The organism is Shouchella miscanthi (assembly GCF_007725405.1).
GTDB classification, from domain to species: Bacteria; Bacillota; Bacilli; order Bacillales; family Bacillaceae_D; genus Shouchella; species Shouchella hunanensis.
The window spans coordinates 2845688-2871470 of record NZ_CP042163.1 but is presented as its reverse complement, the minus strand read 5'-3'; the positions used below and the strand labels follow the sequence as shown (position 1 = coordinate 2871470).

The 25783-nt window shown below is 40.6% G+C and carries 22 protein-coding genes, 2 tRNA genes, 1 pseudogene and 1 other annotated feature; of the genes and pseudogenes, 21 read left to right on the top strand and 4 right to left on the bottom strand.

Translation table 11 applies throughout. The annotated features are described in order from the left end of the window. The first annotated feature begins 68 nt into the window (after nucleotides 1–68). From trhO to FPV17_RS14530, 7 genes are all read left to right on the top strand, one after another. On the top strand, nucleotides 69–1037 hold the full coding sequence (gene trhO / locus FPV17_RS14560) for an oxygen-dependent tRNA uridine(34) hydroxylase TrhO (protein WP_144559328.1): 969 nt from the start codon (nucleotides 69–71) through the stop codon (nucleotides 1035–1037). Nucleotides 1038–1168: 131 nt separating this feature from the next. Continuing rightward, on the top strand, nucleotides 1169–2302 hold the full coding sequence (locus FPV17_RS14555) for a GerMN domain-containing protein (RefSeq protein WP_144559327.1): 1134 nt from the start codon (nucleotides 1169–1171) through the stop codon (nucleotides 2300–2302). A 96-nt stretch (nucleotides 2303–2398) separates the two neighbouring features. Beyond that, nucleotides 2399–3115, top strand: coding sequence for a ribonuclease PH (gene rph, locus FPV17_RS14550; RefSeq protein ID WP_035398141.1), 717 nt, complete (start codon nucleotides 2399–2401; stop codon nucleotides 3113–3115). 20 nt (nucleotides 3116–3135) lie between these two features. Then, nucleotides 3136–3723, top strand: a complete 588-nt coding sequence (locus FPV17_RS14545; protein ID WP_144559326.1) for an XTP/dITP diphosphatase — start codon at nucleotides 3136–3138, stop codon at nucleotides 3721–3723. A 2-nt stretch (nucleotides 3724–3725) separates the two neighbouring features. Next, the gene (locus FPV17_RS14540) at nucleotides 3726–4238 is read left to right on the top strand and encodes a metallophosphoesterase family protein (protein ID WP_035398143.1); all 513 of its coding nucleotides are present in this window, start codon (nucleotides 3726–3728) and stop codon (nucleotides 4236–4238) included. A gap of 193 nt (nucleotides 4239–4431) precedes the next feature. Continuing rightward, nucleotides 4432–4505, top strand: a tRNA-Gly gene (locus FPV17_RS14535). 2 nt (nucleotides 4506–4507) lie between these two features. Next, a tRNA-Arg gene (locus FPV17_RS14530) sits at nucleotides 4508–4581 on the top strand. Nucleotides 4582–4660: 79 nt separating this feature from the next. On the opposite strand, the gene FPV17_RS22405 is transcribed toward FPV17_RS14530, so the two are convergent. From FPV17_RS22405 to FPV17_RS14510, 4 genes and pseudogenes are all read right to left on the bottom strand, one after another. Continuing rightward, on the bottom strand, nucleotides 4661–4957 hold the full coding sequence (locus FPV17_RS22405) for a glycosyltransferase (RefSeq protein WP_144559325.1): 297 nt from the start codon (nucleotides 4955–4957) through the stop codon (nucleotides 4661–4663). Then, a pseudogene (locus tag FPV17_RS22400) lies at nucleotides 4950–5159 on the bottom strand (glycosyltransferase); the annotation flags it as partial. The gene FPV17_RS22405 and the pseudogene FPV17_RS22400, both read right to left, overlap by 8 nt. A 23-nt stretch (nucleotides 5160–5182) precedes the next feature. Then, nucleotides 5183–5737: a CatB-related O-acetyltransferase gene (locus FPV17_RS14515; RefSeq protein WP_035395927.1), complete on the bottom strand. Its 555-nt coding sequence runs from the start codon at nucleotides 5735–5737 to the stop codon at nucleotides 5183–5185. An 84-nt stretch (nucleotides 5738–5821) separates the two neighbouring features. Next, nucleotides 5822–6232 (bottom strand): hypothetical protein, encoded by a 411-nt coding sequence (locus FPV17_RS14510; RefSeq protein WP_052008062.1) that lies wholly within the window; start codon nucleotides 6230–6232, stop codon nucleotides 5822–5824. A 269-nt stretch (nucleotides 6233–6501) separates the two neighbouring features. Between FPV17_RS14510 and ilvD the strand changes: the two genes are divergently transcribed. The 14 genes from ilvD (at nucleotide 6502) to yihA (ending at nucleotide 25643) form a co-directional block, all read left to right on the top strand. Next, entirely contained in the window at nucleotides 6502–8166 is a 1665-nt protein-coding gene (ilvD, locus tag FPV17_RS14505) for a dihydroxy-acid dehydratase (protein ID WP_144559324.1), read from the top strand. A gap of 3 nt (nucleotides 8167–8169) precedes the next feature. Next, nucleotides 8170–8394 (top strand) — a binding site (T-box leader). A gap of 71 nt (nucleotides 8395–8465) precedes the next feature. Continuing rightward, on the top strand, nucleotides 8466–10205 hold the full coding sequence (ilvB, locus tag FPV17_RS14500) for a biosynthetic-type acetolactate synthase large subunit (protein ID WP_144559323.1): 1740 nt from the start codon (nucleotides 8466–8468) through the stop codon (nucleotides 10203–10205). Further along, nucleotides 10202–10720, top strand: coding sequence for an acetolactate synthase small subunit (ilvN, locus tag FPV17_RS14495; RefSeq protein WP_060703820.1), 519 nt, complete (start codon nucleotides 10202–10204; stop codon nucleotides 10718–10720). The genes ilvB and ilvN overlap by 4 nt, the downstream gene beginning before the upstream one ends. Before the next feature lie 19 nt (nucleotides 10721–10739). Next, nucleotides 10740–11768, top strand: coding sequence for a ketol-acid reductoisomerase (ilvC, locus tag FPV17_RS14490; protein WP_035395931.1), 1029 nt, complete (start codon nucleotides 10740–10742; stop codon nucleotides 11766–11768). Then, nucleotides 11755–13293, top strand: coding sequence for a 2-isopropylmalate synthase (locus tag FPV17_RS14485; protein ID WP_035395933.1), 1539 nt, complete (start codon nucleotides 11755–11757; stop codon nucleotides 13291–13293). The genes ilvC and FPV17_RS14485 overlap by 14 nt, the downstream gene beginning before the upstream one ends. A 10-nt stretch (nucleotides 13294–13303) precedes the next feature. Beyond that, complete coding sequence (leuB, locus tag FPV17_RS14480; RefSeq protein WP_144559322.1) at nucleotides 13304–14386, top strand: 3-isopropylmalate dehydrogenase; 1083 nt, start codon at nucleotides 13304–13306, stop codon at nucleotides 14384–14386. A gap of 11 nt (nucleotides 14387–14397) precedes the next feature. Further along, nucleotides 14398–15813 carry a 3-isopropylmalate dehydratase large subunit gene (gene leuC, locus FPV17_RS14475; protein ID WP_144559321.1) on the top strand — a complete coding sequence of 472 codons (1416 nt, stop codon included), beginning with the start codon at nucleotides 14398–14400 and terminating at the stop codon, nucleotides 15811–15813. Next, complete coding sequence (leuD, locus tag FPV17_RS14470) at nucleotides 15810–16397, top strand: 3-isopropylmalate dehydratase small subunit (protein WP_035395937.1); 588 nt, start codon at nucleotides 15810–15812, stop codon at nucleotides 16395–16397. Before leuC ends, leuD begins: the two co-directional genes overlap by 4 nt. A gap of 207 nt (nucleotides 16398–16604) precedes the next feature. Then, nucleotides 16605–17660, top strand: coding sequence for a hypothetical protein (locus FPV17_RS14465; protein WP_060703821.1), 1056 nt, complete (start codon nucleotides 16605–16607; stop codon nucleotides 17658–17660). Nucleotides 17661–17816: 156 nt separating this feature from the next. Continuing rightward, nucleotides 17817–19115, top strand: coding sequence for a trigger factor (gene tig / locus FPV17_RS14460; protein WP_035395946.1), 1299 nt, complete (start codon nucleotides 17817–17819; stop codon nucleotides 19113–19115). Nucleotides 19116–19431: 316 nt separating this feature from the next. Further along, on the top strand, nucleotides 19432–20703 hold the full coding sequence (gene clpX / locus FPV17_RS14455) for an ATP-dependent protease ATP-binding subunit ClpX (RefSeq protein WP_035395947.1): 1272 nt from the start codon (nucleotides 19432–19434) through the stop codon (nucleotides 20701–20703). A 141-nt stretch (nucleotides 20704–20844) separates the two neighbouring features. Continuing rightward, nucleotides 20845–22515, top strand: a complete 1671-nt coding sequence (gene lonB / locus FPV17_RS14450) for an ATP-dependent protease LonB (protein ID WP_035395949.1) — start codon at nucleotides 20845–20847, stop codon at nucleotides 22513–22515. 198 nt (nucleotides 22516–22713) lie between these two features. Next, nucleotides 22714–25047 carry an endopeptidase La gene (gene lon / locus FPV17_RS14445; protein WP_144560502.1) on the top strand — a complete coding sequence of 778 codons (2334 nt, stop codon included), beginning with the start codon at nucleotides 22714–22716 and terminating at the stop codon, nucleotides 25045–25047. Next, nucleotides 25044–25643 carry a ribosome biogenesis GTP-binding protein YihA/YsxC gene (gene yihA / locus FPV17_RS14440; RefSeq protein ID WP_060703822.1) on the top strand — a complete coding sequence of 200 codons (600 nt, stop codon included), beginning with the start codon at nucleotides 25044–25046 and terminating at the stop codon, nucleotides 25641–25643. Before lon ends, yihA begins: the two co-directional genes overlap by 4 nt. Nucleotides 25644–25783 lie beyond the last annotated feature (140 nt).

Genomic DNA, 25783 nt, shown 5'->3' with positions numbered 1-25783 from the left:
AGCACAGATGTAAATTGAGGTAAGCCACCTGCAAATTGTATCTTGCAAATATAAGGAGATAGGTGAACATGGAAAAAGAATACCGTGTATTGTTGTACTATCATTACACAACCATTGAGGATCCGGAGCAATTCGCGATTGATCATTTAGCATTTTGTAAAAGTTTAGATTTAAAAGGCCGCATTCTTGTTGCGACGGAAGGGATCAACGGAACGGTGTCTGGCTTAAAAGAGCAAACCGATCAATACAAACAGGCGCTTGAGTCAAATCCACTCTTTGAAAGAATTGTGTTTAAAGAGGATTTTGAAGAAATGCATGTCTTTAAGAAAATGCATGTACGACCGCGCGAAGAACTTGTAACGTTGAGGTTGCATGAAGATGATGTTAATCCCCTTGAAGTGACAGGGAATTATCTATCTCCTGCTGAGTGGAAAGAAGCGATGCAGCAAGAGAATACAGTTGTTATTGATGCTCGAAATGACTATGAATATGATGTAGGTCATTTTAGAGGTGCCGTACGGCCAGATATAAAAACGTTTAGAGAGCTACCAGAATGGATTCGTGAAAACAAAGAGCAATTTGAAGACAAAAAGATTTTAACCTACTGTACGGGTGGCATTCGCTGTGAAAAATTCTCTGGGTGGTTAAAGCAAGAGGGCTTTGAAGATGTGTCTCAACTTCATGGTGGGATTGTGACATACGGAAAAGACCCAGAAGTCCAAGGAGAATTATGGGACGGACAGTGCTACGTTTTTGACGAACGTTTAACGGTCCCAATTAATCAAGTTGATCCGAAAGTAATTGGAAAAGATTATTTTGATGGACAGCCTTGCGAACGGTACGTGAATTGTGCAAATCCAGAATGTAATAAACAGATCCTTGCTTCTGAAGATAATGAGCATAAATATTTACGCGGCTGTACACCTGAATGCCGTGTGCATCCGAGAAATTTATATGTCAAGGAACAGCAGCTCTCGCCAGAACAGCATCAAGAGCGCTTAGACGTGCTAGGGGAAAAGCTCCCGGTACGTTCCTAGTCGCTTCTGAAAGATATGGTTAAAAAAAGCGCTCTTTTAAGAGCGTTTTTTTTATTTTCTTGAACAAGCTGGTCTAAACCGAACAGTAGGCTCGTATACATGGAAGTACAACCATTCTGGGAGGGAAAGCAATGCGGAAATTAGTTGGAATCAGTGCGCCACTTATTGTCACACTTACATTAGCAGTAGGGTGTTCAACTGGAGCGGATGAGCCTGTAAGTTTAGATGATCCGGAAATCACGTACACAAACGAAACGGAAGAAACGGATCCTTCCTTGAGTGAAGCAGATGAAGAAGATTCTGAAGAGGAATCGGATGCTGAGGAAAATAAGGATACAGACGAGAACAATGAAGCGGATGCTGAGCAAACGCCTGATCAAGATCCAGAAGCGCAAAACCTGCGTCAACTTTACTTATTCGATAGTAATGGTATGGTCGTACCGCAAACAATCGAACTTCCTAAAACAGATAGTACTATGAAGCAATCGTTAGAGTATCTTGTTGCAGATGGCCCGCTTCAAGATGTATTACCGAATGGGTTTAGAGCTGTCTTACCTGCAGGAACAACGGTAGATGTGAATCATTTAAAAGAAGATAAGATTGCTGTTGCTAATTTTTCGAATGAATTCGAGGAATACAATGTGGCAGATGAGAAGGGCATGTTTGAAGCGGTGACATGGACATTAACACAATTCGAAGATGTCGATGAAGTGAAAATCGAAGTGAACGGGGTAGAACTAGAGCAGTTACCGATGAGCGAAACGCCTATCGTTGGCAACTTTAGTCGAGAAGACGGTATAAATTTAGACTATAGCAATGTCGTTGACTTTACGAATAGTCAAGATGTAACCGTTTATTTCCTAGGGTCTCATGAAAATGAAACGTACTATGTTCCAGTTACGCGAAGAGTTGCAGATGCAGATAATGAAATTGTTACTGTAGTGAATGAGTTAATCGACGGTCCATCTTTACAAATGAGAACACTGCTTACAGAGATGAATGACGATATGATGTTGCTGAACGATCCTGAAATTAAAGATGGTGAGCTCGTTCTTGATTTTAATGAAGCCATTCAAACGATGGTTGGCGATCAAGCATATATTGAGCAGTCCATTATCGAATCTATTGCGCTATCGCTAACAGAACGAAACGATGTCGAAAAAATTTCAATTCTTGTCAATGGTAAAGAGAATGTCTTTTCTGAATCAGGTGAAGCAGTAGAGACGATTCAACGACCAGCACATATTAATAAAAATCCATTATAAGAATTGAGCACCTGTCCTTACAGGTGCTCTTTTTATTATGTTATACTATACGACGATAAAGAGAAAATCTTCTTGATAAGAAGAGGGGTAAAATACATGAGACATAATGGCAGAAATCATAATCAAATTCGACCAGTCGAGATTGTGCCGAATTTTACAAAGCACGCGGAAGGGTCAGTACTGATCACAGTTGGTGAGACAAAGGTGATTTGTACAGCGACGATCGAAAATAAAGTGCCGCCTTTTTTACGAGGACAAAAAAAAGGCTGGCTTACAGCTGAATATGCCATGTTACCAAGAGCGACTGAGCAACGAACGATCCGAGAAGCTGCTAAAGGAAAGCTTAGTGGACGAACAATGGAAATTCAGCGATTAATTGGAAGATGTTTGCGAGCAGTTGTGGATCTGGACAAGCTTGGTGAGAAAACAATCTGGATTGATTGTGATGTTATTCAAGCGGATGGTGGTACACGTACAGCGGCGATAACGGGTGCATTTGTTGCGATGGTACTTGCCTTACAAAAGACAGAAGGCGTCGAAAAGCGTTTCGTTAAAGATTATCTTGCTGCTGTGTCTGTTGGTATAGTAGAAGGCAAAGGGGCTTTGTGTGATTTAGATTACAGTGAAGATTCTACAGCGGATGTTGACATGAACGTTGTGCAAACAGGTGCTGGAGCATTCGTTGAGATACAAGGCAGTGGTGAGGAAGCGGTCTTTAGTAGAGTGCAATTAAATGAGTTGTTAGATCTCGCAGAAGCAGGCATTAAACAGCTTATAGAAGCACAGAAAGCCATAATAGGTGAGCTTACTTAGGGAAAAGAGGGGATCTAGCTATGAAAGAACTACTAATCGCAACGTCGAATAAAGGGAAAGTAGAAGATTTTAAAAAACTATTTCAGGGTATGTATGAAGTAAAGTCTCTTTTAGATTACCCCCACATTCCTGACATTATTGAGGATGGCCAAACATTTCAAGATAATGCGCAAAAGAAAGCGGAGATTCTTTCAACTGCGCTAAACGAAACGGTTGTTGCTGATGACTCTGGGTTGGTCATCGATGCTTTAAATGGAAGACCAGGGGTATTTTCAGCTCGTTATGCAGGCGAAGAGAAAAATGATCAAGCTAATATCGAAAAAGTACTTGAAGATCTAAGAGGAGTTGCTGAACAAGACCGAACAGCCCGATTTGTATGTACCATTGCCCTAGCTAGCCCGAATAAGGAAACCATTTTCTTTGAAGGACAGTGCGAAGGCTTTATTTCCCATGAACAAGTGGGAGAGCATGGATTTGGCTACGATCCTATTTTTTATGTTGGTCAAACCGCGAAAACGATGGCACAGTTGACTTTAGAGGAAAAAAATGAAATTAGCCATCGCGCAAGAGCCATTGAACAGCTAAAAGATTATTTGTTAGGAGAATAAACATGAAGATTCTTGTTTTAAGCGATACACATGGGTGGGAAGAAGAACTAGTCTCCTTTTTAAACCCTCTCAGAAGTCAAGTTGACCTCATTCTTCATGCCGGAGATTCCGAATTACCGGTTGATGCGGCTGTACTCATGGATGTTAAAACGGTAGCAGGAAATTGTGATGTATTCGCTGCTTTTCCCTCAGAAGAGACATTTGATTTAGTAGGACATCGCATTCAATTAACCCATGGGCATCATGAGGGTGTAAAGAGTTCCTTAGGAGAGCTTGTGCGTAAAGCGCAGGACAATGCAGCATCCATAGCGATCTATGGACATACCCACATTCCGAAAGTACAGAGATTCGATAACGTGATTACAATTAATCCTGGGAGCCTTCGATTACCTAAAGGTTCGTTTGAAGGATCGTACTGCCTTATTGAATTGTCCGAAGACACAGTGAGCGTTGATTACTACACAATTGACGGTAAAGCCATTGAAGAGTTACAAGCTCGTTTTACTTCCCGCTAAATACAGCTAGAAAAGCTTAACAAATTTCTTTATACTAGTTGACACTTTAGCTTTAATCGTGTATATTTATAAGCGTCGCAAATAGTTCTTGCGGCGCTGTTCATAAGCGTTACATAACAGAATGGCATGGTCATAGCCATGTCAAACTCATCTTTTTAAAAGCATCACATAGCAGATGTTTGATAAAAACCATGCGGGTGTAGTTTAGTGGTAAAACCTCAGCCTTCCAAGCTGATGATGTGGGTTCGATTCCCATCACCCGCTCCATTGTCCCAGTAGCTCAGCAGGATAGAGCAACGGCCTTCTAAGCCGTCGGTCGGGAGTTCGAATCTCTCCTGGGACGCTTATATAATACATAGTGAAACCCCTCTTACTTGAAAGAGGGGTTTTTTAGTATGAAAAGGGTAGGTAGTTGACGTGCGCTACTGTAACGTTTGCTTTAACTGTTTGCGCCATTGCTGAAAAGCCGGTAACGCTTCATAATAGCCTTTCATCGTAGAGTCGCCGCAATAGTGAATGACCCATGGACTTGGCTGGTGTGCTACACCTACATCAAATCCCTTTGCTGCATAAAGCAAAGATTGGGCAGTGTCATAAAAATGCCAACCTGTAATGGCTTCCTCTGACCAAGTTAGGTCATATTGTGCCGCCATTAAAAGGCCATCGTTTAAACGTATCGCGAACTTCGATGATTTTTCCCACTTTAACCTTTTAGTCACTTAGCCACCACATACCACGGAACGGCAATTCTCTAGTGCCAATGACACCAAATAAACCGAGGTTTTTATTATTCTGAAATATAAAAAGCAGGTCGTATAGAAAAGATTGGTTCAGAATAAAACTATCTTGATGTAAATACACTTTGTATTGTCCTACTGCTTGGTTGATACCAGAATGGTAACCAGCGGCCATACTGACAGCAACACGAACTGGTAATGCTCACCTTACGTCGATCGCTGTTTTGCATAAGCGACTAATTGGTCGATATCGCCAGATTGTAAAACAGGCGATAGTTGGATGACTTCATCCACTGGCCAATCCCACCATTTTATTTGTAAGAGCTGCTCTCGTTGTTCCTCTGTAAACCTGTATTTAATCGGTTTAGCCGGGTTGCCTGCTACAATGCAGTAGGGTGAAACGTCTTTGCTGACAACGGCATTGGCAGCGATAATGGCTCCATCACCGATCGTAATGCCTGATAAAAGGACCGCACCACTTGCCACCCAGACATCATTACCGACAATAATATCACCTTTACTCGTTGGGTGTTCAGTTGTTGTTGATATAGTAGGATAGAAAACGTTAAATGGGTAAGTGGTAATCCAGTCAACTTGATGGTCCGCACCTAAAAGAATGTGTACACCTGCCGCAAATGAACAATAATTTCCGATTTTTAATGTCACATTTGGAACTAAATGTACAATTTCAAGTGTTGATCCGTACGAGAATGCCCCAATCTCAAATCCTTGTAAGTTTGGATGATCTTTTAAAAACAGCATAGCATGCTCCTTTCAAAAAGCTTCTTACAATGTATTCCTCTGAGTAAAGAACTATGAAAAAGACAAAACAAAAAACGCCTACATTTATTGGGGGGAGGCGTTTTTAAGAGGTTGCGCTTGTTTATTAAACGCGTATAAAAATGTGTTAACATCTTCTTTTAGCTGATCTTCAGAAATGAAATAAACGGTCCATCCTTTTCGCTGTAACGAGCGAGTAGCTTTTTTTTCTTGGATGCTATCTTGTTTTTTCAAGAAAGCAATTCGGTAAGGTACCAATGCAACATGAACAAGAATGTTGCCTACAAAAAAATCTGGTGACGCATACAAGCCGTTTTCTCTTAGCGTTCGGCAAAGTAGTCGTTGAGACTCGTTTTTACATTCATTCCAATGATTTGTAACGAGAATGAGAGAAGGACGGTTTACAGGTTTAAACAGATTGACTAGAAAGGATAAAGGAGCAAATTTGCTTTTTCTCTTATTATGGTTTGCTTGCATCAAATCACCACCTTTTTTTACTATCCCCGTTTTTCAGAAATTTATAGCCTTTTTTAAAAAGATTTTTTTATAGGTTGAATCCTTAATCCCTTGATACTGTAAGCGTATTCAAATGACAGAAAGATTAAATTTCTTTTTAAAAAAAGGTTGACCTTAAAAATGAACACGCGTATAGTAAGTTTCAATAATAGTTAAACAAAAAACAGATGTATTTCTCAGGTGGATATTTTTGTTCACAAGAAATAACAGTTTAGTAAGGGGAGATTGATGTGAGAAGCGACATGATCAAGAAAGGAATTGATCGCGCACCTCATAGGAGTCTTCTTCGTGCAGCAGGTGTAAGTGAGGAAGATATGGATAAACCGTTCATCGGTGTTTGTAATTCATATATTGATATCATTCCTGGGCACATGCATCTAAATAAGTTTGCAGAAGTAGCGAAGCAAGCGATTATTGATGCCGGAGGGATTCCGTTTGAATTCAATACAATAGGTGTAGATGATGGAATCGCAATGGGGCATATTGGGATGAGGTATTCACTCCCAAGTCGAGAAATTATTTGCGACGCAGCGGAAACGGTAATTAACGCACATTGGTTTGATGGTGTTTTCTATATTCCAAATTGCGACAAAATAACGCCAGGCATGTTAATGGCATCGGTACGGACGAATGTCCCTTCCGTTTTTGTCTCTGGTGGCCCGATGGAGGCCGGAAGAACAAAGGATGGGCAAAGCTTATCTCTCGTTTCCGTATTTGAAGGCGTAGGCGCATTTGCGTCAGGAAAAATGACAAGAGAAGAATTACTTGAAATTGAACAACAAGCTTGTCCGACTTGTGGCTCTTGTTCTGGAATGTTTACCGCTAATTCCATGAACTCACTAATGGAAATGCTAGGTCTTGCGTTACCAGGAAATGGTACACTTGTTGCCACATCACAAGCGAGACATGATTTAATAAAAGATGCAGCAAAGCATCTCATGAATTTAATTGAAAAAGATATTCGACCACGAGATATTGTCACAGAAGAAACAATTGATGATGCATTCGCACTTGATATGGCAATGGGTGGCTCGACTAATACAGTGTTACACACATTAGCGATTGCAAATGAAGCAGAAATAGAATATGACTTAACTCGAATTAATGAAGTGGCGGAAAGAGTTCCGTATTTGTGCAAAATAAGTCCTGCTTCAGATTATTCAATGGATGATGTGCATAAGGCTGGTGGCGTCGCTTCGATAATTAAAGAATTAATTCACATGGGAGCTATTAAAGGAGATCGACTGACGATAACAGGGAAGTCTCTTTATGAAACAGTGGCTCATGCTGAAATTACGAATACCGATGTCATTCGAACAAAAGAAACGGCATATAGTCCTGTAGGTGGCTTATCGATTCTTTATGGTAATATCGCTCCTGATGGTGCTGTTATTAAAGTAGGAGCCGTTGATCCATCGATTCGAATTTTTGACGGCGAAGCCATTTGCTTCAACTCTCAAGAAGAAGCTCAAGAGCAAATTAACAAAGGGAAAGTACGTGAAGGCCACGTTGTCGTCATTCGTTACGAAGGCCCTAAAGGTGGACCGGGGATGCCGGAAATGCTTGCACCAACTTCAGCGATCCAAGGAAGAGGATTAGGTACAAAAGTCGCTTTAATGACAGATGGCCGTTTTTCAGGTGCTTCAAGAGGCATTTCAATTGGACACATCTCACCAGAAGCTGCTGAAGGTGGACCGATTGCCTTTGTAGAAGATGGAGACCGAATCACAATTAATTTAATTGATCGTACAATTGATTGGGATATTTCTGAAGAAGATTTAGCCCGAAGACGAGAAGGCTGGGTAGAGCCAGAACCGAAAGTGAAAAAAGGTTACCTCGCCCGCTATTCAAAGCTTGTGACATCCGCAAATACTGGCGGTATTATGAAAATTTAATAGCACAACACGTTGAGAAGGAAAGTAACATTTGACATTATCTACAGAGAGCCGTTGGTTGCTGGAAAACGGTGATAAAGTAAATGTGAAACTCACCTTTGAGTATGACTTTGAACATAAGTAGGAGTCGTCGGATGGTTTGAACCACCATTCGTTATCAAAAAAATGAGGCTAATAATGATATTAGTGAATAAGGGTGGTACCGCGAGAGACTTTCTCGCCCCTTGTATGGTAATCATACATGGGGTTTGAGGAAGTCTTTCTTTTTTTATATAAAAGAGGGAAGGGAGAGAGAATGCATGCTACATGCGAGTGAACAAGCGGAAGAACAGAACAAAGCAACCAAAGAAACGAATGAGCCTTGTACTGGAGCTGAGATTTTATTACGGTCCTTAGCAAAGGAACAAGTAGATGTAATATTTGGTTACCCAGGGGGGGCTATTCTTCCAACGTATGACGAAATTTATAAGCTCGGTATCAATCACATTTTAGCAAGACATGAACAAGGTGCGATTCATGCAGCGGAAGGGTATGCAAGGGTAACAGGGAAGCCTGGTGTATGTATTGTCACTTCAGGACCTGGAGCAACAAATGTAGTCACTGGAATTGCGGATGCAATGATTGACTCACTTCCTCTTGTTGTCATTACAGGTCAAGTTGGAACAAAAGTAATCGGAACAGATGCTTTTCAAGAAGCGGATATGCTCGGTATAACAATGCCAATTACAAAGCATAATTACCAAATCCGCTCCATTGAAGAATTGTCCCAAACGGTTAAAGAAGCGTTTCACATTGCTCAAAGTGGTCGACCGGGACCAGTACTTATTGACTTACCAAAAGATATATCGCAGCAAATGGGGGTTTTTACGTACGACAAGCCGGTTTACTTACCAGGGTATCAACCGAATGCAAGACCGAATAAGCAGCAAATTCGAAAGGTTCTGGAATCATTTCGAGAAGCGAAAAAACCAGTTCTACTTACTGGAGCTGGGGTACTTCACGCAAAAGCGTCTGAAGAGCTGACTTCTTTTGTGGAACAAACAAAAATTCCTCTTGTATCAACGTTGCTTGGATTAGGTTCTTACCCGGGAAATAATGAAAATCATCTTGGAATGGGAGGCATGCACGGCACCTATGCAGCAAACATGGCCTTGCATGAAGCAGACTTTCTTTTGAATATTGGTTCTCGCTTTGACGATCGTTTAACAGGTGTATTGGAACATTTTGCGCCAAATGCAAAAATTGCACATATTGATATCGATCCAGCTGAAATTGGAAAAAACATTCCTGCTGAAATTCCAGTGGTTGGCGATGCAAAAGCTGCTTTAACACTTTTATTAGAAGGGGATATTCGTCCACTTGAACAACATGATCAATGGCGAGAGCGAACACAGCGTTGGAAAAAGGAGTTTCCATTATGGTATAAACTCGACAAAGAAGTCATTAAACCACAAGAATTAATTGAACGACTTTATGAGCATACAGACGGTGAAGCTGTTGTCACGACAGATGTAGGACAGCATCAAATGTGGGCAGCCCAATATTTCTCCTTCAACAAACCGAATCGTTGGATTACAAGTGGGGGGCTTGGCACCATGGGATTTGGATTCCCTGCAGCAATTGGTGCACAAATTGCTGAGCCTGAACTTCCAGTTATCGCAATTACTGGTGATGCAGGATTTCAGATGACCTTGCAGGAGATGTCCATTTTACAAGAACTACAGCTGCCAGTGAAAATTGTCATTGTAAATAACGCTTCACTCGGAATGGTCCGGCAATGGCAGCAATTATTTCATGGTGAACGTTATTCACACTCGTTGTTTCCGGTTCAGCCGAACTTCTCTAAATTGGCAGAAGCTTATGATATTAAAGCTATTAAGGTTGAAAAACGGTCGAAGTTATCAGAAGCAATTAAAGAAACTTTTGATCATCAAGGTCCAGTATTGCTGGAAGTTTGTGTAGCAAAAGAAGAAAATGTCTATCCCATGATTTGTCCAGGTCAAGGCCATCACTGTATGGAAGGGGTTGAGCCATTGTGAAACGAACAATCACCGTCCTTGTTCAGAATCGTTCAGGCGTACTAAATCGAATTACTGGTTTATTTGCGAGACGCCAATACAATATTGATAGCATCACTGTAGGTGTCACTGACAATCCTACTGTTTCAAGAATGACGTTTGTTGTTGTAGCTGATGCAATGGAAAACGTTGAACAAGTGATGAAACAGCTCCATAAGCAAGTCGATGTTTTGAAGGTTAAAGATGTGACTGAAGAAGCAACAGTATCAAGAGAGCTAGCCTTAATTAAAATAGCCGCAACACCTGAACAACGGGCAGAAATCGGATCACTTGCTGAGACATTTCGAGCACAAATGATTGATGTAGGGAGAGATTCATTAACCCTTCAAGTAACGGGTCACACGGATAAGGTCGAAGCATTTATTGAATTGATTAAGTCCTATGGCATACAAGAAATCGCAAGAACTGGCGTTACAGCCATAAGCCGTAGCGTGAAAACACAACCGGACACGTCGCGTTTAACACTTATTTATTAAAAAAAGGGAGAGATTGACAATGGCAAAAGTTTATTACAATGGTGATGTAAGCGAAGGGTTTTTAAATGGGAAAACAGTAGCAATTATTGGATACGGATCTCAAGGTCATGCACATGCTTTAAATCTAAAGGAATCAGGCGTAGATGTAATTGTTGGCTTGCGTCAAGGGAAGTCTTGGGAGAAAGCAAAAGAAGACGGCTTTGATGTGTATCCCGTTCAAGAAGCAGCAGAAAAAGCAGAAGTAATCATGGTTCTTCTTCCAGATGAACAGCAACCGGAAGTGTATAAAGCTTCTATTGAAAGTGAACTTACACCTGGAAAAGCGTTAGTATTTGCACATGGCTTTAACATTCACTTTAATCAAATCGTTCCTCCAAGTGATGTAGACGTATTCCTTGTTGCACCAAAAGGACCAGGTCATCTCGTACGCCGTACATTCACAGAAGGTGCTGGTGTACCAGGGTTAATCGCAGTTTATCAGGATGCGACTGGTGAAGCGAAGGAAATTGCTCTTGCATACGCGAAACAAATCGGTGCTGCTCGTGCAGGTGTGTTGGAGACGACGTTTAAAGAAGAAACGGAAACAGATCTTTTCGGAGAGCAAGCTGTATTGTGTGGTGGAACATCCGCATTAGTAAAAGCTGGTTTCGAAACATTAGTTGAAGCAGGCTATCAGCCAGAAATTGCGTATTTTGAATGTCTACACGAGTTGAAACTAATTGTTGATTTAATGTATGAAGGTGGATTAGAGTACATGCGTTATTCCATTTCGGATACAGCTCAATGGGGAGATTTCCAAGCTGGACCGCGTATCGTAACAGACGAGACGAAAAAAGAAATGAAAGCGATCCTAGACGACATTCAAAAAGGAAAGTTTGCTAAAGGGTGGATTCTTGAAAACAAGTTAAATCGTCCAGAGTATAACGCTATTAATACAGCCGAAGCCAATCATCCATTGGAAGTAGTTGGTCGTGAACTTCGCGAAATGATGCCATTTGTTAAGCAATCAAAACAAAAAAAAGGAGCCGTTAACCATGGGGAAGGTTAAAATATTTGATACAACATTGCGTGATGGAGAACAATCTCCAGGAATAAACCTTAACCATAAAGAAAAGTTAGACATTGCATTCCAACTAGAGCGTTTAGGTGTAGATATCATTGAGGCTGGATTTCCAGCCTCCTCTCAAGGAGATTTCCAATCTGTAAAGGATATTGCAACCCAAATAAAAAACTCGTCTGTAACAGGGTTAGCGCGTTCAAAGCAAGAAGATATTGATGCATGTTGGGAAGCCTTAAAGCAAAGTGCTGAACCGCGTATTCATGTATTTTTAGCAACATCACCCATCCACATGCAATATAAATTAAAACTGACACCAGAACAGGTCGTTGAGCGTGCAGTCGAAAGTGTAAAGTATGCTGCAAAAAAATTCCCACACGTTCAATTCTCTGCAGAAGATGCAAGTCGTTCTGATTGGGCATTTTTAGCTAAAATTATTGAAGCGACAATTGATGCGGGGGCGTCTGTTATTAATCTACCTGACACAGTTGGGTACGGGATGCCAAAGGAAATATCCGAATTATTTGAATATATGACTAAAAACGTTCCAAATATCGACAGGGCTATATTGTCTACTCATAATCACGATGACCTTGGAATGGGTGTGGCAAATTCTCTTGCTGCTATTCAAGGAGGAGCAAGGCAGGTCGAGTGTACGATTAACGGCATCGGTGAACGAGCAGGAAACGCTTCCCTAGAAGAAATTGCCGTTGGGTTGCATATCCGTTCAGACTTCTATAAAACGGGTACGAATATACAGCTTAACGAATTGAAGCGAACAAGTGCATTAGTCAGTCGCTACACGTCTATGCCAATTCCAAAAAATAAAGCGGTTGTCGGCTCAAATGCATTTGCACATGAATCGGGTATTCATCAAGATGGAATGTTAAAACATAAAGAAACATATGAGATTATTACGCCAGAGCTTGTTGGCGCAACGTCATCAAATCCTTTAGGGAAGCATTCTGGAAGACATGCTTTCCAAGAGAAAATGAAAGAATTAGGTTTTAAAGGCTCTACCGAAGAACTCAATCAATTGTTTCAATCGTTTAAAACACTAGCGGATAAAAAGAAAACTGTTACAGAAGATGATCTTTACGCACTAATGATTGATCAAGGTGACGACGAACAAGTGCAGACGTACACCCTTCAAGCGTTACAAGTATCATACGGTACAAATCAAACGCCAACAGCGACTATAAAATTAATCAAATCTGGTGAAGAAGAAATGACAGAAGCAAGTACAGGGTCTGGGAGTGTAGAAGCCATTTATAATACACTAGCAAAGCTAACAGACTATGAATATCGTTTAACAGACTACCGTATTCAATCCATAACGGAAGGGGAAGATTCGTTAGCTGAAGTACACGTTAAACTGTCTAAAGAGGAGCAGTCCCAGTCTGGTCGAGGTGTCGCACATGACGTCTTAGAAGCATCGGCGAAAGCCTATTTGCACGCTGTAAACCGCATGTTAAATGAAAAAAAACGAAAAAAAGAACCATCAACAGTAGGGTAGGAGGATACAAATGAAGAAACAGATTGCAACATTAGCTGGTGATGGTATTGGCCCTGAAATTGTCGAGTCAGGTAAAGCGGTACTTCAAGTAATCGCGGACTTATATGGACACCAATTTGAATTCCAAGAGGGCTTAATAGGCGGAGCAGCCATTGATGCGACTGGCGTTCCGCTTCCGGAAGAAACAATTGAGCTTTGCCAATCCTCTGATGCTTGTTTACTGGGTGCGGTAGGAGGACCGAAATGGGACCAGCAACCACCACATCTCCGACCGGAAAAAGGATTACTTGCCATTCGCCAAGCATTAAATCTCTATGCAAATTTGCGGCCGGTGCAAGCGCTCGATGCCTTAATAGAAGAATCAACTTTAAAACCAGAAGTAGTAAGTGGCGTAGATGTGCTCATCGTTCGAGAGTTAACGGGTGGTATTTATTTCGGAGAGCCGAGAGAACGTCGTGCGATTGATAATGAAGAAGGGGTGGTTGATACACTTGTATACAAAAAAAGCGAAATCGAACGTATTTTGCATCGCGCTTTTCAATTTGCGGAGATTAGGGGAAAGCATGTAACATCAGTCGATAAAGCCAATGTTCTTGAGTCCAGCAGAATGTGGCGAGAATGTGCAAACGAAGTTGCCACTCATTATCCGTCGGTGACGCTAGAACATATGCTTGTGGATAATGCCGCTATGCAGCTTATACGAAATCCAAAGCAATTTGATGTTCTTGTAACAGAAAATCTATTCGGTGATATTTTAAGTGACGAAGCTTCAATGATTACTGGTTCACTTGGAATGCTCCCTTCCGCCAGTTTAAACGGAACGAGCTTTGGGTTGTATGAACCAGTACACGGATCAGCACCAGATATAGCTGGGTTAAACCAAGCGAATCCATTAGCGACCATTGCATCGACTGCGATGCTACTTCGGTATAGCTTCGGTATGTTAGAAGAAGCAGATTGTATTGAACAGGCGATTAATCAAGTGCTATTAAAAGGGTATCGTACAGCCGATTTAACGATGATCGATGCGATTTCAACTAAAGAAATGACGGCGGCAGTCATTAAGGAAATAAAAGTAGCAATTCACTCTTAGGAGGAGCATGTATGGGAAAAACAATTATCGAAAAAATATGGGAGAAACATACGATTGTTTCAGAATCTAACCAGCCGGATTTGCTATATGTTGATTTGCATATGGTCCATGAAGTGACGTCACCACAGGCATTTGAAGGATTAAGAATCGCAAATAGGAAGGTGCGTAGACCAGAGCGTACATTTGCAACAATGGATCATAACGTACCGACTTTTAACCGTTACGATATACAAGATCAAATTGCCCGTTTACAAATGGAGACATTAGCGGACAATTGCCGTGAATTTGGTATTGAAATTGCTGATCTGGAGCATCCAGATAACGGAATTGTTCATGTAATTGGACCAGAACTGGGTTTAACGCAACCTGGACATGTCATTGTTTGTGGAGATAGCCATACATCTACTCATGGAGCTTTCGGGGCATTGGCATTTGGAATTGGTACGAGTGAAGTCGAGCATGTATTGGCTACTCAAACAGTGTGGCAGTCAAGACCGAAAACATTACAAGTTCATATTACAGGAAGATTAGGTACTGGCATTGCTGCAAAGGATGTGATCCTTGCGATCATTTCAAAGTTTGGTGTAAATGTAGGCACTGGTTCCGTCATTGAATTCACTGGTGAAGCAATACGTGGGATGACGATGGAAGAGCGAATGACGATATGCAATATGTCTATTGAAGCGGGGGCAAAGGCAGGTTTAATTAGTCCTGATCTTGTCACATTTGACTATTTAAAAGGGAGAAGTCGTGTACCAGAAGATAAGGCGTTCGAAGAGATTGTTGAATACTGGTCGTCACTTGCAACGGATGCTGATGCAACTTACGATCGCACGGTTACGATTGATGCAAGTGAAATTGAGCCAATGGTGACGTGGGGAACAAATCCTGGTCAAGGTGCCCCAATTTCTTCTTTTGTTCCGGATCCACAGCATGCATCTTCAGAAAATGAAAAGCGTGCAATTGCACAAGCCCTTGCTTATATGGAGTTAGAGCCGAATACGCCTCTTACAGATATTTCAATCCAACATGTGTTTATTGGATCTTGCACGAACTCGCGCTTTAGTGACCTTGAGGCCGCCGCTCGAATCGTAAAAGGAAGATATGTACACCAAGATGTTACGGCAATTGTTGTGCCTGGGTCTGAAAAAGTAAAGCGTCGTGCTGAAGCAGAAGGCCTTGATCAGATTTTTAAAGACGCAGGTTTTGATTGGCGCAGCTCCGGCTGTAGTATGTGTCTTAGTATGAACCCGGATAGAGTACCAGAAGGAGAACGGTGTGCATCAACGTCAAATCGTAACTTTGAAGGACGACAAGGAAAAGGATCACGTACACATTTAGTGAGTCCAGCGATGGCAGCAGCGGCTGCGGTGAGCGGTCATTTTGTCGACGTGCGAACATTTGATGTAAGGAGCGATGTAAAATGAATCCGATCCGCATTCATAGAGGTAAGGCAGCGGTATTAGATCGCGTAAATGTTGATACCGACCAAATTATTCCGAAACAGTTTCTAAAAAGAATTGAACGAACGGGGTTTGGTCAATTTTTGTTCTATGATTGGCGTTACAAGGCAGAAGGAAAAGAAAATCCGGACTTTGAATTAAATCACCCCTCTGCTAAAGGAGCAAGTATTTTAATTAGCGGAGATAACTTTGGCTGTGGTTCGTCAAGGGAACACGCTCCTTGGGCGTTATATGATTACGGTTTTAAAGTAGTAATGGCTTCAAGCTTCGCTGATATTTTTTACAACAATTGTGTAAAGAATGGTCTATTACCTATACAACTATCAGATGAGGAAGTAAACAGATGGATGACACTGGTGAATCAAGGTAAGAGCCATATTACAGTTGATTTGCTCGAGCAAAAAGTTATCGCTGATCACATTGAGTCATCATTCGAAATTGATCCACATTGGAAAAATATGCTTATTAACGGATGGGATGAAATTGACTTAACGCTGAAGCTTGAAGACCGGATAACGACATTTGAAGCGTCTTACACAAATGGTTAACAGTCAAAGCCATTCAATATCAGCTAAAAACACGTAACGTTTTAAAAACTTCTATGATCCTAGCTCCTTAGTATATGACTAAGGGGCTTTCTTAAGGTTTTGAATGAAAGGGATTAGGGAACGAATAACGAATAAAAACATGGGAATCTTTTGTTAGAGAGTGAAGGCGTGTTAAAGTAGGCATATAGAGAAGGCAGGCGATAAAAATTGAAAGAGAAAAAGCAAGGGAAAAATAATATCATTTTATTTCCTGGCTTAGTGAAACGTTTGGTCGAAGAAGGGATGAATGAATTAAAGCAAAAGCATGCAGAAAAGGCGTACAAGCTTTTTGCAGAAGCTTCTTCTTATGATCAAGGGGATCCACAAGCGCGATTTGGGACTGTACTAAGCTTAATTGAATTAAATCGTCAGCAGGAAGCTGTCATGGAGACAGAAAAGCTATTAAATGAAGGAATTGGTAATTATTTTGAAATCCTGCAAGTGCATGTTTCATTACTTGTCCAACTATCTCGTTATGATCAAGTCGTTCACTTATTGGAAGCAGTTCTAAGCGAAGATAAAATTCCTGCAAAAGATGCAGAAACCTTCTATGAACTACTTCATTTCAGTCGACAAATGAGCGAATCAAATGAGTATAGTGAAGCATCAGTGTCAAAACAAAATCAAGAAGAAACAATGCTTGAATTAAAAGCTGGACTTCATGCAGCAAATGAACCAGCTAAATGGAATGCATTGCAAACTGTTCGTAAACTCGGTCTGACAGATTTAACTGATGAGATTAGAAGCTTTGTCCAAAATAAACAAACGAACCCGCTTATGCGCACATATGCGTTACAGTTGTTACATGAATGGGGAGACCGTAAACCATTACGATATGAACGTGATCATCAAGTGGTTGTTATCACCCCTAGTGAGCTTGAAGAGCCAGGAGAAAGACAGGTAGATCAGGCGATAAGAGAAGCTTTAGAAGACCAGCTTGAGCAAGAAGACCCAACTTTATTACATATGGCAAAACAACTACACCACACATACTTGCTTATGACATACCCATTTGAACTTAATCCAGAAAATCCAAAGGCTTGGGCTTGTGCGTTTCATCTAGTCGCTGCGGAACAACTCGGTCTCGAAACAGATGAGACGACAATGGTCCAATGTTATGAGTGTGAGCGATTCGATGTTCTCTCTGCTTCACATGAAATTGAAGCATTGGAACAAGACATTTTATTAGAGGCTCAAAACCAAAACGAGTGGTTTCATACATAGGCTTAGGCGCTTCAGCTATAGTAAAAACAACATAAATGAACCCGACTTATTTCATAAGAAGGAAGACATTGAAAGATTCATTCGATATGTTATAATGGAATGGTTGTCAAAAACGTGATAAAGTAGTGTAGAAATTACATGTTGGAGGGAAATATTATGTCTGCAAATTGGGAAAAGACAGAACAGAATACAGGCGTCTTAACGTTTGAAGTTGAAGCAGATAAAGTCAACGACGCTTTAGATAAAGCATTTAAAAAAGTTGTGCAAAAAGTAAACGTACCTGGTTTCCGTAAAGGGAAAATGCCAAGAGGTCTTTTTGAAAAGCAATTTGGAGTTGAATCACTTTATCAAGATGCAATCGACTTTATGTTACCAGAGGCTTACTCAAATGCCGTTGAAGAAACAGGAATTTTCCCTGTTGATCGCCCGGAAGTAGATATTGAATCAATTGGCAAAAACGAAAAAGCAGTATTTAAAGCAACTGTAACAGTTAAGCCAGAAGTGAAGCTTGGCGACTACAAAGGTTTAGAAGTTGAAGTGCCAAGTGCAGAAGTTACAGATGAAGATGTGCAAGAAGAAGTAACAAAACTTCAAGAGCGTCACGCTGAACTCGTTGTTGTTGAAGATGGAGAAATTCAAAACGGCGATACAGCTGTTATTGACTTCGCAGGCTATGCAGAGGGTGAAGCGTTTGAAGGCGGTACTGCTGAGAACTATTCACTTGAAATTGGCTCAAATTCGTTCATTCCAGGTTTTGAAGAACAATTAGTTGGTCTTAAAACAGGAGACGAAAAAGAAGTTGAAGTAACGTTCCCAGAAGAGTATCACGCAGAAAATCTAGCTGGAAAACCAGCGACGTTCAAAGTGAAAATTCATGATGTGAAACGTAAAGAACTTCCAGAGCTTGATGATGAATTTGCTAAAGATGCGAACGAAAATGTAGAATCATTGGATGAGCTTAAAGTGGAGTTACGTAAGACGCTTGAAGAGCAAAGAAAAACAGAATCAGAAAATGCTGTCCGTGATGCGTTACTTGAAAAAGCAGCAGATCAAGCTGACATCACTGTTCCTGATGCAATGGTCAATACTGAAGTAGATCGTATGCTTCAAGAATTTGGTCAACGTTTACAAGCACAAGGGATGAACTTGGATATGTATTTCCAATTCTCTGGTCAAACAGAAGAAGATATGCGTAACCAATTCAAAGAAGATGCTGAGAAGCGTGTTCGCGTTAACTTAACGCTTGAAGCTATTTCTGAAGTGGAAGACGTACAAGTTTCTGATGAAGAAGTAGAAGAAGAAATTACAAAAATGGCTGAGATGTACCAGCGTTCTGCTGATGAAATCAAAGCATTACTTTCTGCGCAAGGTGGACTTGACACAGTAAAAGGTGATTTAAAAATGCGCAAAGCGATTGACGTACTCGTTGATCACAGTAAAGAAGCAACAGCTTAATGTAAAAAGGTGCGGGCATAACACCCGTACCTTTTTCCCTTATACAGCGATACCCTAACATGAAAGTAGGCTTTTATTCATAAGTATAGTATGATTGCCTGCTAAGTTGAACAAAATGATAGTAGCTCAAAAAAAAGGGTTTTCACGGTGAAGCTTGAATTGTACTTTGAGAGGGAAGAGTAAGGGTAGTGATTGCTCTAACTCATACATAAAATGCATATTTCTAGTTTGTTGAATTAGTCTATGCTAAAATGATTTGACATTAAGCTTTTATGAGCAAATCATGGAAAAAAGAAATCCTGTAAGGGGTGAGGTTATGTTTAAATTTAACGAGGAGAAAGGACAGCTTAAGTGTTCTTTTTGCGGTAAAACTCAAGATCAAGTCAGAAAGCTTGTAGCTGGACCTGGAGTCTATATATGTGATGAGTGTATTGAGCTTTGCACGGAAATCGTTGAGGAAGAACTTGGGACTGAAGAAGAGGTTGAACTAGAGGAAATTCCGAAACCTAGTGAAATTTGTGTCATTCTTGATGATTATGTTATCGGCCAACGAGATGCGAAGAAATCTTTAGCCGTTGCCGTTTACAACCATTACAAGCGAATTAATTCAATGGCACGTTCCGAAGATGTTGAATTAGCAAAGAGTAATATAACGTTGATTGGACCAACAGGAAGCGGAAAAACCCTTCTTGCACAAACTCTTGCACGTATTTTAAATGTACCTTTTGCTATTGCAGACGCTACATCGTTAACGGAAGCTGGTTATGTTGGTGAAGATGTAGAAAACATCCTACTAAAACTCATTCAAGCGGCTGATTATGATGTAGAGAAAGCTGAAAAAGGTATCATCTATATTGATGAAATCGATAAAGTAGCTCGTAAGTCTGAAAATCCATCTATTACCCGTGACGTTTCAGGTGAAGGTGTTCAGCAGGCGTTACTAAAAATTCTTGAAGGTACAACTGCTAGCGTGCCACCACAAGGTGGGAGAAAGCATCCTCATCAAGAATTTATACAAATTGATACAACAAACGTCCTCTTTATTTGTGGTGGGGCTTTTGATGGAATCGAACAAATTATTAAAAGCCGTTTAGGGAAGAAGATTATTGGATTTGGCTCCGACGATTCAAAACAAGAAGAGCTAAAACCAGGTGAATACCTATCGAAAGTACTTCCTGAAGACCTTTTGAAATTTGGACTGATTCCAGAATTTATTGGTCGTCTTCCGATTATTTCAAGTCTTGCTCCGCTCGATACAGATGCGCTTGTTGAGATTTTAACGCAGCCTAAAAATGCGCTCGTAAAACAATACCAAAAACTGCTTGAGCTCGATGATGTTGAATTAGAGTTTACAGATGAAGCATTAAAAGAGATTGCCAAAAAAGCAATCGAACGTAAAACAGGTGCTCGCGGACTCCGTTCAATTATTGAAAGCATTATGCTTGATGTGATGTTCGATCTTCCATCTAGGGAAGATGCAGTGAAGTGTATTATTCATGAAGGCTGTATAACAGATGGTGCAGAACCGATTATTAAATCTGCAGACGGAACAGAGTTAACCCTTAATAAGCCAAAAGAAAGTGCATAAAGTAGAAACCACGTTGGTCCATGGCCAGCGTGGTTTTTTTGCATCGTGTTTAGAATTGGAAATAATGCGCTTGGCTGTTTTCGACTAACGACTTGTCTCAAGGTCATACTAACGACAACATAACAATTAGGAGGCAAGCAAATGGGGTTTACGACAATTGCATTATTTGTCCAATTATTTTTTGGGATTATTATTGGTGTTTATTTTTGGAACTTATTAAAAAACCAGCGCAGTCAAAAAACGTACATTGATCGAGAATCAAAAGTTGAACTAGATAAAATGAAAAAACTTCGCTCTATTCGATTATCTGAACCATTAGCTGAAAAAGTACGACCAAAATCGTTATCAGAAGTCGTTGGGCAAGAAGATGGTTTGAAAACATTACGTATGGCATTGTGTGGAGCCAATCCTCAACACGTCATTATTTATGGACCACCTGGTGTTGGAAAAACAGCAGCAGCACGTCTTGTGTTAGATGAAGCAAAACAAAGCAACCAATCTCCATTTCAATCAACAGCTGTATTTGTTGAGGTGGATGGTGCTACCTCGCGGTTTGATGAAAGGGGAATAGCGGACCCATTAATTGGCTCTGTACACGATCCCATTTATCAAGGGGCCGGCGCAATGGGACAAGCTGGTGTGCCGCAACCAAAACCAGGAGCGGTCACAAAGGCACATGGTGGAATTTTATTTATCGATGAGATTGGAGAACTACACACCATTCAACAGAATAAATTGTTAAAAGTGTTAGAGGATCGCAAAGTCTTCCTTGAAAGTGCGTACTATAGCTCAGAAAACGATCAAATTCCTACACATATACATGATATTTTTAAACGTGGCTTGCCGGCAGATTTTCGTTTAATTGCTGCGACAACAAGACAACCGGAAGAAATGCCGCCAGCGATTCGCTCCCGCTGTTTAGAAGTCTTTTTTCGCGGGTTAGACCCTAGTGAAATAGAAGAAATTGCGAAGCGAGCTGCGGAAAAAGCTGCGATGACGTTAACAGATGAGGCATCGAAAAAAATAGCTTCCTATGCAACGAACGGAAGAGAAACCGTAAATATGCTACAGATTGCTGTTGGTGCGGCTCGCGCTGACGGAAGGCAAGAAGTACAGCTTAAAGATATTGAATGGGTTGCCCATTCAAGTCAGATGGCACCACGTCCTGAGCGACAAATTCATGAGCAACCGGTTATTGGTTTAGTAAATGGGTTAGCAGTAACGGGACCAACAAGCGGTGCATTACTTGAAATTGAAGTGCTCGTGCACGAAAATGTGCAGCATGGTAAATTGACGATTACAGGTATTGCAGAAGAAGAACAATCTGGATCACAAGTTCGCTCTATTAAACGAAAAAGCATGGCTCGTTCATCTGTTGAAAATGTTATTTCTGTTTTAAAAAGAAAAGGTGTTCCTACAAATGACTATGATATTCATGTGAATTTTCCAGGAGGAACGCCAGTCGACGGACCATCAGCTGGAATTGCCATCGCAACTGGTATCTACTCTGGAATTAAACAAATTCCTGTTTCGAATGAAGTGGCGATGACAGGGGAGTTAAGTATTCATGCAAAAGTAAAGCCTATTGGTGGCGTTATTGCAAAAGTGAAAGCAGCTAAATTAGCTGGTGCAAAAACCGTTATTATTCCGAAAGAAAATGAACAAGCGATCTTAAGAGAAATCAAAGGAATTGACGTCATTGCGGTAACAACCCTCGACGAAGTCTTTCAACTTGCTTTAACCCAGGAGGAAAGCGCAGAAAATGTTATACCTGCCCAAACCTTCACTTCTGGAGGAGCTGTACCAATCTAAATAATGGACAACAAACCACTTCGTAAGCTAAAATGAGTAGATGGTTAACAAACCGGAAATGAATGATTGAAAGCGTCACTCTACTGAGAATGACGCTTTCTCCATTGTGTGTATCATCGTTTGTGTTTTTTAGCATAGAATTAAGATGATTAGACATAATGAATTTTTTATCAAGATAAAGGCGGAGGTGTCATGCGGATGGTTGACCAATATCAAGAACGCCGAGTTCCGCTCCTTCCTTTGCGTGGTGTATTAATCTTTCCAGGGGCAATTATGCACTTAGACGTAGGTCGTGAAAAATCGGTAAAAGCATTAGAAGAAGCCAAGCAAAACGATCAATATTTATTTTTAGCAACACAAAAACAAACAACAAAAGAAGATCCGACGGAAGAAGATTTATATAGAATTGGAACGTTTGCTAAAATTGTTCAATCAACTAAATTAGCCAATGGAACGGTGCGTGTTCAAGTAGAGGGATTACAACGAGCTTCCCTTACTCATTTTCATGACCATGGAGATGTTCTTGTTGCAGATATTCAATTATGTGAGCAAGATGGCAAAGCAGATACAGAAACAGAAGCATTAATGCGTACGCTACTTTCCATGTATGATCAGTTCTCCAAACAATCAAAACGCGCTTCACAAGAAACTCTCGCGAATTTGAAGGAAACAACAGCACCAGAGCAATTTGCTGATTTAATAGCAGCCAATCTAACGTTGAAGCTGTCTCAAAAGCAAACACTACTTGAGTTTATCGATGTAAAGGAACGGTTGCAAAAGCTTATTGAATTTCTTGGTAATGAACAAGAAGTGTTAGGCCTTGAAAAGAAAATTGGCCAACGTGTAAAAAAATCAATGGAAAAAACACAAAAAGAGTATTACTTACGCGAACAAATGAAAGCTATTCAAAAAGAATTAGGAGATCGTGAAGGTAAAACAGGTGAAATTGCTGAGTTGAAGGAAAAAATAGAAGCAGCGGAAATGCCTGAACATGTGTATGAAAAAGCAATGAAAGAGTTAAACCGCTATGAGAAAATGCCAGCCAATGCTGGAGAAAGCTCTATATTGCGAAACTACCTTGATTGGCTTATTCAATTACCGTGGACCAAACAAACAGAAGATCAGCTTGATGTGAAAAAAGCGAGTAAAATCTTGGATGAAGACCATTACGGGTTAGAGAAAGTGAAGGAGCGAGTACTTGAATATTTGGCTGTTAGAAAGCTAACAAATTCGATGAAAGGTCCTATTCTATGCCTTGCGGGACCTCCAGGAGTCGGAAAGACATCGCTAGCACGATCTATTGCTAGATCGTTAAATCGAAAATTTGTGCGAATGTCGTTAGGGGGCGTGCGTGACGAGGCAGAGATTCGAGGTCATCGTCGAACGTATGTTGGAGCCATGCCAGGGCGGCTCATTCAAGGGATGAAACGAGCAGAAACGATTAACCCGGTCTTTTTATTAGACGAAATTGATAAAATGGCAAATGATTTTAGAGGAGATCCAGCCTCCGCCTTACTTGAAGTGTTAGATCCAGAGCAAAACAATACGTTTAGCGATCATTACCTTGAAGAGGCGTATGATTTATCAAACGTCATGTTTATCACAACGGCAAATAATATTGGTACGATTCCAGGCCCTTTATTGGATCGAATGGAGATTATTTCTATACCTGGTTACACGGAGCTTGAAAAGAAACAAATTGCACGAAACTATTTACTTCCAAAGCAAATAAAAGAGCATGGTTTAACAAAAAGTCAGATGCCTGTAAAAGATGAGGCGTTAACGAAAATTATACGACACTACACCCGTGAAGCTGGGGTTAGAAACTTAGAGCGCCAGTTAGCCTCAACCTGTCGTAAAGCCGCTAAAATGGTCGTAATGGAAGATCGAAAGCGTGTGACAGTAACAGAAAAGCTAGTAGAAGATATGCTTGGAAAGCCAAGATTTCGCTACGGTATGGCTGAGCAAGAAGATCAGATTGGTGCAGCTACTGGCCTAGCGTACACTGCAGCAGGTGGTACGACGCTTTCTATTGAAGTTTCTGCTGTGAAAGGGAAAGGGAAATTAACCCTTACAGGCAAGTTAGGAGACGTCATGAAAGAGTCTGCACAAGCAGCGTTTAGCTATATTCGATCTCGGTCAGAAGCGCTCTCAATATCAACTGATTTTAACGATAAAACGGATATACACATTCATGTTCCAGAAGGGGCAACCCCTAAGGATGGTCCATCAGCAGGCATCACAATGGCGACAGCATTAATTTCTGCACTTACTGGTCGAAAAGTGAAGCGTGAAGTGGGCATGACAGGAGAAATTACATTAAGAGGTCGAGTATTACCAATTGGTGGTTTAAAAGAAAAAGCAATGAGTGCCCACCGTGCTGGGTTAACAACGATTATTATTCCAAAAGAGAATGAAAAAGATATTGACGATATTCCAGCTAGTGTTCGTGAAGAATTGACGATTGTATTAGTGGAACATCTTGATCAAGTCTTGAAAGTCGCATTAAATGAGAGTGAAGATAAAAAATGAAAGTAGTAAAAGCTGAACTAGAACATGTAGCTGTCAAACCTGAACAATATCCAGTTAATCGTTTACCGGAACTTGCTCTTGCAGGTCGTTCGAATGTGGGGAAATCGTCTTTTATTAACAAAATGCTCAATCGAAAAGGGCTAGCTAGAACATCTGGTCAACCTGGTAAAACGCAAACATTGAACTTTTATGAAATTAATGAAATGCTTTATTTTGTAGATGTTCCAGGATACGGCTATGCAAAAGTGTCGAAAACCGAACGAGCAGCCTGGGGAAAAATGATTGAAACGTATTTATCAGAGCGGGAAGAGCTTAAAGCGGTGTTGCAATTAATTGATGCACGCCATAAGCCTTCGGAAGACGATAAGCTTATGTACAATTGGATGAAGCATTTCGGAATTCCGGTCATTTTAGTCGCCACAAAAGCAGATAAAATTTCTAAATCAAAATGGCAAAAGCATTTAAGTATCATCAGTAAAGAGCTTGATCGTGATGACGCAGATCCTTTATTACTGTTTTCCTCTGAAACAGGGTATGGAAAAGAAGAAGCTTGGAAAACGATTCAATCCCACCTCCAATTAACGAAAAATAAGTAGTGCTTGCACTGCTTATTTTTTTCACTGTCTGGATTGTCTAGGATTGTTCACAAAAAAATTTTGAGTCCTTATTTAGACATGTTATAATTTAGGCATGATATAATGAGAATTGGATAAAGTAGAAGTAAGAGATTGGAAAC